Here is a 12,480-nt window from a genome sequence, read left to right as displayed (position 1 = left end):
AATATCCTTTAAATATCATCCTTTAAATATTATCCTTTGCAAAACCACAAGCAATCTTTTCTTATTTCAAGGGGCACTTCCACATTATCCGTAAAAAGCAATCCTGTCCCCAATCCCTGTGGCAACGGATTATTGAATGTTGCACACCACTGTGCAATAGCGTTCAAACCGATGTTTGATTCCAGAGCGGAAGTGACCCACCAGCCGATATGTCGCTTTTCAGCTTCGGTAATCCATTCGTCCCCTCCGCACATTCCTCCGTGAAGGGAAGGTTTAATAACAATATATTGCGGACGGATGGTTGAAAGCAGTTCTTGTTTTCTTTCCAACGTGTTGTACCCTATCAATTCTTCATCCAAAGCTATCGGTAATGGAGATGCGGAAGTAAGGCGTGCCATTTCCTCCCATTGTCCGGCACGGATCGGCTGTTCGATAGAGTGCAGATCAAGTTCGGACAGACGCTTCAGCTTTTCCATGGCATCAACCGGAGAAAAAGCACCATTCGCATCTACACGCAACTCTATTTCCTTAGAGGAGAAATGTGAACGGATATAACGTAGCAATGCCAACTCTTCTTCAAAGTTGATAGCACCAATCTTTAGTTTGATACAACGGAATCCGGCTTCCATCTTTTTCTCAATCTGGGATAACATACAATCATAATCTCCCATCCAGATAAGACCGTTGATGGGAATCCCCGTCTCTCCACGTGAGAAAGCCGTATCACATAAAGCCCAATTTCCTGCAAAGAAATGCCGGATGGCCGTTTCCAGACCAAATAAAATGGAAGGATAGTCGCACAAACCATCCATATCCAATATTCCTTGTTCTCTCTCCACTTGCCGGCAAACTTTCATTAATATATCTTCGTAATCAGGAAGATCATCGCAACTCAAAGCGGGCAAAGGTGCACACTCTCCTATTCCCACTCTGCCCGGAAAGTCTGGAGAGGTGAAATGAAGATACCAGACTTTACGCGTAGTATATGTTCCCCGGGAAGTCCCTGCCGGTTGCTTGAAATGAAGCAACCGGGGAATGATTTCTATTTTACAGTTCATTGTGAATAAATTCTCTATTCACCACAGAGTAACATAGAGCCCCACGAAGTTTTAGTAATCAGATCTCTTGCAGTTCTCCTGCAGCCCTCTTACAGTTCTGCTTTGCAGAAAAAATAAACTCTGTGTTACTCTGTAGTGAAATCGGTTTAAGGGAATTTCGGATATTGTTTGAAGTTCGGTTTACGTTTCTCCAGAAATGCATTCTTTCCTTCCTGTGCTTCATCCGTCAGGTAATAGAGCAACGTTGCATCGCCCGCGAGTTCCTGAATACCTGCCTGGCCATCCAGTTCGGCATTCAATCCCGCTTTAATCATGCGCAAAGCCAACGGACTAAGCAACATCATTTCTTCCGCCCACTGCACATATTCATCTTCCAACTGTTCCAAGGGGACCACCTTATTCACTAATCCCATGTCCAGTGCTTCCTGCGCATTGTATTTCCGGCAGAGGAACCAAATTTCACGTGCTTTCTTTTGGCCTACCACACGTGCCAGATAAGACGCACCGAATCCGGCATCAAAGCTGCCCACACGAGGACCAGTCTGACCGAAGATGGCATTTTCCGAAGCAATGGATAAATCACATACTACGTGAAGTACATGTCCGCCACCAATGGCAAAGCCGTTCACGGCGGCAATCACAGGTTTCGGGATGCTACGAATCTGCTTCTGTACATCCAGTACGCTCAAACGAGGCACACCGTCTTTCCCGATATATCCGCCACGTCCTTTCACATTTTGGTCGCCTCCCGAACAGAATGCCTTATCTCCGGCTCCGGTAATCACAATCACGTCAATATCCGCTTCTTCACGGCAAATACGCAATGCATCACTCATTTCGGCGGTAGTAGTCGGGGTAAATGCATTCCGATAACGTTCACGGTTGATTGTGATGCGGGCAATTCCATTATAATAATCAAAAAGAATATCGTCGTATTCTCTGATGGTTGTCCACTCTCTTTGTGTTGACATAATCTATTTTTGTTTTAATTGATGATAATAATTCTTCAACATACGCGCATCCTTGTTTTTGTTGGTAAACACTTCCAGCAGCACTGGCTGTTCCATAGCCTCCGGTTGGGTGAAAGTTTTCATCGCTTCAGCCAGTTCTTCATCATTTTGTGCTTGCAGATAGAGGAAGCCACGTTCCTCCGCCCAGCCTTTGGCCGACGTTTTATGGACTGCTGCAATAAATTTATGTGAGGTTCCCGACATATCCAATCCCGGTAAAGTATGGAAAATCTCTCCTCCTCCGTTATTTAATAAAAGGATACGCAAGTTAGAACGGACGTTGATATTCCACAACGCATTCATATCATAGAAGAAACTTAAATCTCCGATAGCTATAAAATTCAGTTTATCGGAAGCTGCCGCATAGCCGACTGCCGTAGACAGTGAACCTTCAATGCCACTTGTTCCCCGATTGCAACAGACCTCAATCGTGGAAGGGATCGAATACAACTGCGCATAGCGAACCACCGAACTGTTTGCCAGATGCAAGGCGCACGACTCCGGCAAGGCTTTCAGCAACGCACCGACAGCCGACATCTCCGAATAAGCAAAATCCGGTTCGGGGATAATCTTGCAATAATTCTCCCATACACGTGGATATTCAGGAGTCCGGTTATCCAGCAGACTGGCAATCTTCTCCAAAAACTCGAACGGATCCATCTCGATTACCGTAGTTAATGAGCCGTACAAATCGACCACCTCACCGTCCGGCGATACGTGCCAATGTTCTTTAGGCGGATGCTGGCGAAGGAACTTCTTCAACCGTTTGGAAACCACGTGTCCACCATAAGTAATCAGCAATTCGGGAACCATCTGACCTACCTTCTCTTCGGGCATGGCATAAAGCGCCGCATCAAAATTCTTCACCGGAATACCGGGAACTGTCTGGTTGCCGATATGTTCTGTCAACCAGGCAAAATGTTTATATAATAACTTGATATATCTTTTCTCAAACAGATAGATAAGATTCATCTGACCGATGATAATCATACGCTTCTGATATTTATTCATCCGGTCGATCAAATCGTTATAATCACGGTCGTAGACATTCAATCCCTGATAACGGGTAATGACACGCACTGCGGGTAGTGAATCGGCCGTAAACTGAAACAGCGGTTCGGAAACAGGTACATTGATATGTACCGGACCTTTCCCATGATGGGTCATCTCCAGCAAAGCCTCATTCACCAGACGATTGCAATACCACTCATCTTCTTCCGTGTGAATCTCCGGAAGGTTCACTGATTTCTTGACCAACGTCCGAAATACGTCTGGTTGCGGAACGGTCTGTCCATCCATCTGTCCGATCCAGGCAGCGGGACGGTCTGCAGAAATGACGACTAAAGGAACATTCTGGTAAAATGCTTCCGCCACAGCCGGATGAAGATTTAATAACGCTGTACCGGAAGTGCAACAGACAGCAGCAGGCTTACCACCATTCAACGCAAGACCAATGGCAAAATAACCGGCACTCCGTTCATCAGTCACCGGATAACAGGTAAAATTCGGGTGGTTAGACAAAGTATGCACGATGGGCGTGTTACGGCTACCCGGACACAACACAACTTTAGTAATCCCATGCGCCTCGAGCAACGCAACCAACTGGAGTATGTTCTTCTTGTCTGTATACATGACGGTTAATGATTAGTGAATTAGTGATTAATGATTAATGGGTTATAAGCCGTTTGATGGTTTGCAACTTCTTTTCCGTTTCCAGCCATTCATCATTCAATTCCGAAGAGGCCAATAATCCGCCGCCGGCATAAAGAGTGAGGTGTTTGTCCTCGATATGCATACAGCGCAGATTCACGTAGATGTCAGTTCTCCCTTCCGGATCCAGCCATCCGATAAAGCCGGAATAATAGCGCCGGTCGTAACCTTCGTTCTGCAATATAAACCGATAGGCTTCTTCCTTTGGCAGACCGCATACGGCAGGCGTCGGATGCAATACTTTCAGAAGATCGCCCAAACCTTTATTATCTTTCAATGAGAAGCGGAAATCTGTCTTTAAATGAGACAAGGCACCGGCATAAGCCGGATAAGGCCCGTTTTCCGTAGAATGGATGCCCAATGAAAGAAGCTGGCGGCGAATGTAAGAGGCTACATAATCCTGTTCTTTCCGGTTCTTTTCATCCCATACCTGCGGCAGCCTGCCATCTTGCAAAGGCTGCGTTCCGGCTAGCGCAACTGTATTCCATTCATCTTTCTCACCTGATAAAATGATTTCGGGAGTACTTCCCAGCCAAATACCCGTTTGGGGAGTGTAGCATAAATATATATAGGAATGAATATAACGCTTGCAAGCCGCACGAAAAATGGACGAAGGAGAAAAGTCTGCTACTTTATCAATAGTAAGATGACGGGAAAGCACTAATTTATCAAAAGTCTTATCGCGTAAAGCATTGATAAAGGTATGAAAGCACGCTGCATATTCCTCCGTGAAAGAAGTCAGGAATGATTCTTGTCCTTGCATCCGCAAAGCGACCTTGCGGTCTTCTTCCGTATCATCATCAACCAGTAAAGGCTGCCCCCACTGATCGGGTTGAATCAACACAACCGGACACCTCTCACTCACCTGAAACGGAGCGATGACAAATCCTCTCTGTCCATTCAGTTCTTTCAGATCGTATATCAGACGTACCTCTCCTTCCGCCTGTGTCAACAGACGGGGAACTTTCTCCCCGGGAATACGGTAAACAGCAAATGGCTGCTTCCGCTGAATAAATGCATCAATAGTTGTCAAGTTACTTATTTCTTCGTCGGTCATCTCTTTTTCATCACACTGTTGACTACCCGTATGGAAGACACCAGTTTATTGGTTGAAGTAAACACGTCTACATTCCACACATGGGATGAACGTCCTTTATGTACAACTGTCCCTACTGCACGTACCGTATCTCCTTCATGCGCAGAAGATATATGATTTCCGCTGACCTGCATTCCTACTACAATTTCGTCCGGCTGGCAAAGGATCATCGAACCGAGTCCGGCAACTGTTTCTGCCAACGCAAGAGTAGCTCCACCATGTAAAATACCAAAAGGCTGACGGGTACGATGATCTACCGGCATCGTCGCTTCCACACGGTCTTCATCGGCATATGTGTATTGAATTCCCAAGTTTCCCATTAACGCGTGGCGTGCCTGCGCATTCAGTTGGTCAAGGGGGATTTCGGCCGCACGCACTTCAGAAAGGATCGCTTTCTCCACTGCAACAGCCACCCCGTCTTCCTCATTCGAAGCTGTCACATAATCGGCACAGGCCTTCACCGAGTCCTGTGAATGTCCCATAGCTACACCCAATCCTGCCAATTGAATCATGGTCACATCACACACGCCGTCGCCAATAGCAATCACTTCCTCACGCTTCATATTTAAGACTTCCAGCAAAGCCCCCAAAGAATTGGCTTTATCAATGGAGCAGGGAACGACTTCCAGAAAATAAGGTTCCGAACGGAATACATCCAACGCTCCGTTCAGTCTTCTCTTCCAGTGATCTTCCAAACCGATCAATGCTTCTTCGTCGTCACTGACCAGCATACATTTGCAAGGAGCAAAGTCAACGGCTGCAGAAAATTCTTCTTCCTTGATTATTTGCAGGTTATTCAACCGGGCTTCATTTTGGATATGTACATTTTCAGGAGAATCCGTTATGATCGTATCATCATGATAAGTGAATATGGCAAAACCGTTTTTACGGGCTTTCTTTTCCAGATACGGCAACATTTCGGGATTAATCCGACGCTCGAACAATATTTCACCGTTTTGCGCACTGATAATCTGGCAACCATTATAGGAAAGGATAAAACCTCCATAGTTTCCAAGTTCGAGCATCTTGGCCAGTGGCATCAAGCCATAAGTCGGTCTGCCGGAAGCCAGCACGATACGTACTCCCATCTGCTGAACTTTCAACAAAGCGGCCAATGTACGTTTACTAATTTCTTTCGCATCATTAAGGAGCGTTCCGTCTACATCAAGAACCAATAATTTATACTTCATGATTACACGATTTTGATTTAGATGACAAAGGTAGGAAATTGAGTGAACGACAGAAAGCGTAAACAGATAAAAATTACTTTAATTTCACTCTTTCAGATGCATTTCCAAATAATCGCGAAGGATTCGGGCATGATTGTACACAGGTTCTTTAGAAGCATAAAGTAAAGTAACCACAGGATGAGGCTTGATAAGAGTTAGAAAATCAGCCACTGCCGGAGAAGCGTCCAGCTCTTTCTGATACTGCACCACAAAATCGTCCCAATGTCCGGGAATATCTTCGTGAAACCATTTACGTAATATAGGGGACGGTGTTATATCTTTTGCCCAATAATCGTATTTCAACCATTCTTTCTTTATTCCGCGTGGCCATAATTTATCTACCAGCACCCTGTATCCATCTGTTTCTGAAAAATCTTCGTAAACCCGTTTTATCCTTACCTGTATCATTTCCATTTATATTCAGTTACTGATAAATAAACCGGAAAAATCGAAAATTGTTTAACGGAACCGCTTAATTCCTCAATGTTTCCTGTGCTTTTTTAAATTCATAAGGAGTCATCCCCGTCTTCTTCTTAAAAAGATTATATAAGATCGGGGTGCTATTAAATCCGGACTCATCCGCTATGGCACGTATCGTATAGTTAGGATACTTCTTCATCAGCTTGATCGCATAATTAATACGCAGTTCATTGATATATCCATTGAAATTGGTTCCGGCACATTCCCTTATCATCCGGGCAAAGCGTGCGTTGTTCAGATGTACGATTTGAGCCAGATCTTCTCTCGACAATTCGGAAGAAAGATATAACTGCTTCTGAACAACAATATGATTCAGCTCCTGAAATATCTTCCGATTCTCTTCTTCTTCCCCACTTTCCTTGTCTGTCTCATCCGAAAGTTCTTCCTGTTCTTCAGGTGAAACCTGTTCCGGTTCCAGATCCGATGAAATAGTCAACTGCTCGTGCACTTCCGATAACTGATTACCATCTTTTCTATTAGCGAATTTTTCGTTTATGAGACTGGCAAGCATTCTGTTCTTATACTTGACTATATGGCTGAAACGCCACAAACGCCATAGTATAAATAAGGTAAGCAGCACAACACAAGCCAAAAAACAGAGCGAAATATTTCTTATTTTTAATTGAGAAGCCTGTTCGGCAATATATTCTTCCTTTTCAGAAGCACCGTATATGGCATTCAGTTCTAATGCCGCATTTCTCTTGTCGTTATTGTTAATGCTATCCGTTATAGCAAGAATAATCCCACGTATCGCTGCCGCTTCCTTATAATTGTGCATCCCCAGATAAGCTTGTACTTCTTTATTAAGCACAGTAATATATTGAGCATTCAAGGTATCTTGCTGCATCCTCAACAATTCTTTAAAGTCTTTACAGTTATCTATTACTTTCTCATACTGTTTGGAAAGAATCAAATAAGGAATCGAATACATCTTGCCGTCCGGAGTATGGGAATCCTTCATTGTCAGATATTGTTGATAATATCGTTCAGCCTGTGCATACTGTTTTTCTACATAGTAGATATAGGCCAATTTTGCATACAAATAACTATACTGACCATCCACATACCCTTCGGGGACTTGTGGTAATTTCTCCAATTTCTTAAGAAGCTTTTCGCGTTCATAGGCAAGATTCAAAGCTTCCTTGACACGTGAATCACTCATTAAGAATCCCATTTCCGCTCCATAATAATAAGAAAGCAACATCATCTCTCTCACCTCCTTTGATCCCCGCAGCAATTCAATAGCACGACCAAAATAATCGTACGCTTTATCTTTCAATGATAATCTCCAGTTATTCTCTCCTATGCAAAAAAGCAGTCTGGCTTCGGCCTCCCGATCCTTCAGTTCTTGCGCCTGTTTAATTCCATTGAGAGCATATCTCATGCTTTCATTATATTTACTCATTAAAGACGATAGTTCAGACAAAAAGACTGTCATTTTCAACATGTGTTGCGGTTCCCTTTGAGATATGGAATCAAGCAAGTATGATTTCCGCGCATACATAAAAGCTAGTTTATTCATATACATATTACGATATGACAAACTACGTAATTCATTAATCAAACGCATAGAGAAAGCTTTTCTGCTTTCTGCCTCGTCCAATAATTGTAAAGCACGCTTTGGATTGGAAATATAAATATCTCTGATATACTTTTCAGTATACAGAGAATCATTATTTATTATTTTATCAGCCCTCGAAAATTGATTGTGTACAAATAGAAGCACAAAAATACATACCAAAAAACGCATACAACTCTTAATCGTGTTTAATCATTAACATTCAAAGATATGCATTTTCTACATAAAGTACAGACAGAATTTAAATTTGCAAAATAAAAATAAGAAACATTAGCTAAAGATACCGAAGACACAACATTGTCCATGCTATCCATTTGCCGGAATCACAGTCCTAACGCTTTGCCCAACCGTCCTTCCATACACGCACTTAAGTCAGTCGTTACAAACTTCCCGTTATAAAAAAGAGTAAATATAGTAGCCGGAGTGGGTGCATTTTGCGCCTGCTCCATACTTTCCAACTCGATTATTCTCAATGGAATATCTTTGTTCCTGACAGCATTTACCAAAGAACCGCGAACGTGATACTCCGTAAATGGGCAGCGATGGGTATAATAAACCACTATTCCATCTTTATCCGGACACTCACCACTCAACACGCAATCATTAAAAGAAGGATCAGGAGCAACCGGATTTAGTTTCAAACCTAAAAGGCTGAATCCGTAAGGGAGCTTTTCTATTGTTTGGAAACCTTGTCGCAACAGCCATTTCGTATCACTCATAAAGTGAAATTTAGAAGTACCCACCACAGTGACCAAGCCATCTTTCCCCTGCGATTTTGCATCATCAATGGCAGACTGCAACAATGCCTTACCATGTCCGCAACCTTTATATTTACCTGACACCCAGAAACAGTTTATCATCAGATAATTGGGAGCGTTCACCGGAATCCATGCTTTTTCAGCAGGACCGTATTCGATAAACACTTTTGCCCGTTCATCAATACGTCTGAACACATAGCCGTTATCGAACTCTTTCTTCAGCCATTCTTTTTTCAGTTCATAACTATCCTTGCATTTCTTATCTGAAAAAGCACAGCATATATGTTCGTTCGCAATATTCTCCTTTGTCAAAGTGATGTAATTGGTTTCCATAATATATTCTATTCAATTAACTGGTTAAACAAATAACAATTCGATATCTCCCCGTTGTTATGAGTCGGCAGAAAACCGCCAGGCTAATATCCTGCTACTTTTAGTTCCCTGCTGCATTCGAATAATTTTATATTCGGACACATTCACCGATTTTAATTTGGCATATAACTTTCCCAGATTCTTTTCTTTAGAAACCAAACTCGTAAACCATCCGCAGTTCTTCTGAAATTTTTGACTCTCGGAAATCATATTCAATAAGAAACGTACTTCTCCGCCTTCGCACCAAAGTTCATTCGCACTCCCGCCGAAATTCAGCTGCACTTTATTCACCTTCGTACCTTTCAGACTGCTTAATTTGCGCAACGTTCCGTCTTCCGCCTCTTCACGCGAACTATGAAACGGAGGATTGCATATTGTCACATCAAAATACTCGTCAGGCATAATAATTCCATCGAAAATCTTCTTACTGTCTTTTTGAAGTCGCAAGTCAATCTTGTGCGCCAACACAGGGTTGCAAGTCACTATCTTTCGTGCATTTTCTATCGAAACCGGATCAATATCAGTTCCAACAAAGATCCACCCATATTCAGTATGTCCTATGATCGGATAAATGCAATTTGCACCTACCCCAATATCCAGACATCTACATTTCGGTTTCTGCCCATTAGCATCTCCTGCCGGTAAATCCGCAGTTGTCCCGTCCGGCTGGATAAGATCGGCAATATAATGAATATAATCCGCCCTTCCGGGAATAGGCGGGCACAAATATTGCTTCGGTATGTCCCAATACCGGATGCCGTAATAAGTGACCAATAATGCTTTGTTCAAGGCCTTCACCGCTTGCGGATTAAAAAAGTTTATAGTCTGTGTTCCGAGGGGATTGAGCGATACGAACCTCTTTAGTGGAAGATAATTTTCCATCAACAATGGAAAATCATACTGACCATTGTGCTTATTTCTTCTATGTAACTCGCCTTTTTTTGCCATGCCGGCAAAGATACAGAGAATTTCCCTGTCTGCAAATCTTTCCCTATTCTTATCTTATACTCTCCGGGGATCATATATAATATTCTACCATTTCAATCAGCCCGGCACGTAAGGCATACTTAGTCGCTTCATATACATTATTCACACCCAACTTCCGGAAAATATTCTTTTTGTGGGTGATAATGGTATGAATACTCGAGGTTCTTTCCAATGCTATTTCTTTCACGGATTTTCCACGTGCAATCAATTTGAGAATGTCAATCTCTGTAACGGTCAAAACAGAATGAATTTCCGGTTTGCCGGAACCGGTTATCAACAGATTGGTTATCTGGTGACCAAGAAACCGTTCCTTATGAGCTGCACACATCAATGCAGAATGGATCTCTTCACCGGAGTTCTCTTTCAATATCATACCGATATTCTTTTCTATACTCATCCTGCGAATAAAATCCTCACTCAATTCATTGGAAAATAATATCCAGTGAACTTCAGGAAAACGCTTTCCTATAATAAGAAACTCATCCACACCATTGAGATCAAACAGGGTATAATCAAGAATGACAACACTGTCACTACATTCTACCAATGCCTGTATCAGTTCCTTCTTGTCTGTCACATCTATCATGCGACATCTACTGAATATAGTGGAAATATATCCATGCATCCCCATTCTGGTTATATCCTGATTATCTGCTATGATAAATGTAATGTCAGTGTTCATTGCAATTCTGATTTTTAAATTCAACGGATTTTTTTCAAAAGCATACGGCAGCCCGGAGATACTGATGCATCATCGTTCCTTATCAGCCACATCAAACCACAAACGGGTAGTGATTTCATCTGCTCCCTGGCGGGATATGGCAATCTGATACTGTTTACCATTAAGTGATTGTTCCGTTACGGGATAAAAAAAGCGACGGGGTAATTCTCCGGAACCCAAAACTGAGTCGGGACCAGGGAGAAGCTGGGGATAACCCAGCCTGCGCCAATCAGTGAAGGCATCGGGGCCTTGTCCATAATAAGCTATCCACTTCTGCCAGCCAATAGATTCGTACCAATGTTCGGCGTCGAACCGGACGCCCTCCTGCTGCAAATAGGAATCGATGATATGAGTGTCTGTTATGCCAAACTGGTTCAATGAAGCAATAACAGCTTCTCGGTAGAGTGTTTCCGCATCAGCCGTTATCCAGCCGCGTACAGCGGATTCCGCAAAGATAAACAAGACCTCGGCATACGTATAAAATACAGCCGGAGAACTGTCTTTCAAAAAATAAGTGCCGGGTCGGGAGACTTTATAAAATCCCTGATTGTTTGCGGCATCAGCAGAGAGGGAATTGGCTGCTCCTACATAGTTTGTCACACTTTCGTCTTGAGGTAGCTGTGCTAAAACTCCGATTCTCGGATCATTCCATTCATTCAGTCTATCAATCAATGTTTTTGATACCCGCTGATCATCACGTGAATTGAAAGCAGACGCCCACGGATTCCATTGCGGTGAAGAAGTAAATACAAAACGGGCTATGGCATCATTGCTATCTATCACACTGTTACGACTATTCCAAAGGGAAGCAATAACCCGACGTGCCGTATCCTCATCCCGATCCGCCAACTCAAGAGCGATACGTAGCCGCAGGGATTGAGCCAACTGTTTCCAACGGGCAATATCGTTTCCGTAAATCAAATCCCCCTCCACTGCTTCTCCCGTGGTAGAAAGCAACTGGTCAGCAGTAACCAACTCCTCCAAAAGTCCGCGTAAAACAGTTTCTTGTGAATCGTAAGCCGGTGTTACACTTTGTGCATATTCAGTGTATGGTATATCTCCATACAGATTTGTAAGCAACAGATAAACCCATGAACGCCATACAGTAGCTATACCTCGGTAATTATCATTACCGAATTCCGAACTGATAATAGCATTCAAGTCAGTTATTAATGTTGCATATCCGGTGTCCCATGTAGTGGTAAAGCTCCCATTATCCACATTATAGCAGTCCGGCTCTGTATATTGTATTTTAGCCCAATGTTGCACCCACAACAGAGTAGAATTATAATTTGTACTACTTCCCCAATAAAGATTGGCGGCATGATACTGTGCAGCGGCAAGCAAATAAGCCGGCTGTGGATTTTCGGTGGCATTAGGGTTACGGTTGATATCGGCCAGTTCATCATCACACGACCACAGGGAAATGGTAACTACTTGTACCCATATTATATATAAAAAGTATATTCTTCTTTTCATT

The 12,480-nt window shown here is 42.9% G+C and carries 11 protein-coding genes; all 11 read right to left on the bottom strand.

The genetic code is table 11. The annotated features are described in order from the left end of the window. Positions 1–29: 29 nt before the first annotated feature. Positions 30–1,058 carry an o-succinylbenzoate synthase gene (locus tag AB3G73_RS01030; RefSeq protein ID WP_074638797.1) on the bottom strand — a complete coding sequence of 343 codons (1,029 nt, stop codon included), beginning with the start codon at positions 1,056–1,058 and terminating at the stop codon, positions 30–32. A 146-nt stretch (positions 1,059–1,204) separates the two neighbouring features. Continuing rightward, positions 1,205–2,029: a 1,4-dihydroxy-2-naphthoyl-CoA synthase gene (gene menB / locus AB3G73_RS01025; protein ID WP_004310001.1), complete on the bottom strand. Its 825-nt coding sequence runs from the start codon at positions 2,027–2,029 to the stop codon at positions 1,205–1,207. A gap of 3 nt (positions 2,030–2,032) precedes the next feature. After that, complete coding sequence (gene menD, locus AB3G73_RS01020) at positions 2,033–3,700, bottom strand: 2-succinyl-5-enolpyruvyl-6-hydroxy-3-cyclohexene-1-carboxylic-acid synthase (protein WP_195649863.1); 1,668 nt, start codon at positions 3,698–3,700, stop codon at positions 2,033–2,035. A gap of 34 nt (positions 3,701–3,734) precedes the next feature. After that, the gene (locus tag AB3G73_RS01015) at positions 3,735–4,835 is read right to left on the bottom strand and encodes an isochorismate synthase (protein ID WP_074638800.1); all 1,101 of its coding nucleotides are present in this window, start codon (positions 4,833–4,835) and stop codon (positions 3,735–3,737) included. After that, positions 4,832–6,064, bottom strand: coding sequence for a Cof-type HAD-IIB family hydrolase (locus AB3G73_RS01010; RefSeq protein ID WP_148365930.1), 1,233 nt, complete (start codon positions 6,062–6,064; stop codon positions 4,832–4,834). Before AB3G73_RS01010 ends, AB3G73_RS01015 begins: the two co-directional genes overlap by 4 nt. An 84-nt stretch (positions 6,065–6,148) precedes the next feature. Further along, positions 6,149–6,511: a DUF488 domain-containing protein gene (locus AB3G73_RS01005; protein WP_148366362.1), complete on the bottom strand. Its 363-nt coding sequence runs from the start codon at positions 6,509–6,511 to the stop codon at positions 6,149–6,151. A 64-nt stretch (positions 6,512–6,575) separates the two neighbouring features. After that, on the bottom strand, positions 6,576–8,333 hold the full coding sequence (locus tag AB3G73_RS01000; RefSeq protein WP_217721443.1) for an AraC family transcriptional regulator: 1,758 nt from the start codon (positions 8,331–8,333) through the stop codon (positions 6,576–6,578). A gap of 152 nt (positions 8,334–8,485) precedes the next feature. Then, a complete protein-coding gene (locus AB3G73_RS00995; protein ID WP_148365926.1) occupies positions 8,486–9,253 on the bottom strand; it encodes an N-acetyltransferase in 768 nt (255 codons plus the stop codon). A gap of 57 nt (positions 9,254–9,310) precedes the next feature. Continuing rightward, on the bottom strand, positions 9,311–10,240 hold the full coding sequence (gene rlmF, locus AB3G73_RS00990; RefSeq protein ID WP_367741841.1) for a 23S rRNA (adenine(1618)-N(6))-methyltransferase RlmF: 930 nt from the start codon (positions 10,238–10,240) through the stop codon (positions 9,311–9,313). A 70-nt stretch (positions 10,241–10,310) separates the two neighbouring features. Beyond that, a complete protein-coding gene (locus AB3G73_RS00985; protein WP_148365922.1) occupies positions 10,311–10,961 on the bottom strand; it encodes a response regulator transcription factor in 651 nt (216 codons plus the stop codon). A 69-nt stretch (positions 10,962–11,030) separates the two neighbouring features. Then, positions 11,031–12,479 (bottom strand): SusD/RagB family nutrient-binding outer membrane lipoprotein, encoded by a 1,449-nt coding sequence (locus tag AB3G73_RS00980; protein WP_217721442.1) that lies wholly within the window; start codon positions 12,477–12,479, stop codon positions 11,031–11,033. Position 12,480 lies beyond the last annotated feature (1 nt).

The organism is Bacteroides sp. L008 (genome assembly GCF_040812255.1).
GTDB classification, from domain to species: domain Bacteria; phylum Bacteroidota; class Bacteroidia; order Bacteroidales; family Bacteroidaceae; genus Bacteroides; species Bacteroides vicugnae.
The sequence above is the reverse complement of the archived record's forward strand: the minus strand, read 5'-3'. Positions and strand labels throughout refer to the sequence as shown.

Excerpts from the sequence above, each read along its gene's own strand:
- AB3G73_RS01015 (WP_074638800.1), bottom strand. The coding sequence starts at position 4,835 with ATGACCGACGAAGAAATAAGTAACTTGACAACTATTGATGCATTTATT.
- AB3G73_RS00995 (WP_148365926.1), bottom strand. The coding sequence starts at position 9,253 with ATGGAAACCAATTACATCACTTTGACAAAGGAGAATATTGCGAACGAA.
- AB3G73_RS01010 (WP_148365930.1), bottom strand. The coding sequence starts at position 6,064 with ATGAAGTATAAATTATTGGTTCTTGATGTAGACGGAACGCTCCTTAAT.
- AB3G73_RS00985 (WP_148365922.1), bottom strand. The coding sequence starts at position 10,961 with ATGAACACTGACATTACATTTATCATAGCAGATAATCAGGATATAACC.
- rlmF (WP_367741841.1), bottom strand. The coding sequence starts at position 10,240 with ATGGCAAAAAAAGGCGAGTTACATAGAAGAAATAAGCACAATGGTCAG.
- AB3G73_RS01000 (WP_217721443.1), bottom strand. The coding sequence starts at position 8,333 with ATGCGTTTTTTGGTATGTATTTTTGTGCTTCTATTTGTACACAATCAA.
- AB3G73_RS01030 (WP_074638797.1), bottom strand. The coding sequence starts at position 1,058 with ATGAACTGTAAAATAGAAATCATTCCCCGGTTGCTTCATTTCAAGCAA.
- AB3G73_RS01005 (WP_148366362.1), bottom strand. The coding sequence starts at position 6,511 with ATGATACAGGTAAGGATAAAACGGGTTTACGAAGATTTTTCAGAAACA.
- menB (WP_004310001.1), bottom strand. The coding sequence starts at position 2,029 with ATGTCAACACAAAGAGAGTGGACAACCATCAGAGAATACGACGATATT.
- menD (WP_195649863.1), bottom strand. The coding sequence starts at position 3,700 with ATGTATACAGACAAGAAGAACATACTCCAGTTGGTTGCGTTGCTCGAG.
- AB3G73_RS00980 (WP_217721442.1), bottom strand. The coding sequence starts at position 12,479 with ATGAAAAGAAGAATATACTTTTTATATATAATATGGGTACAAGTAGTT.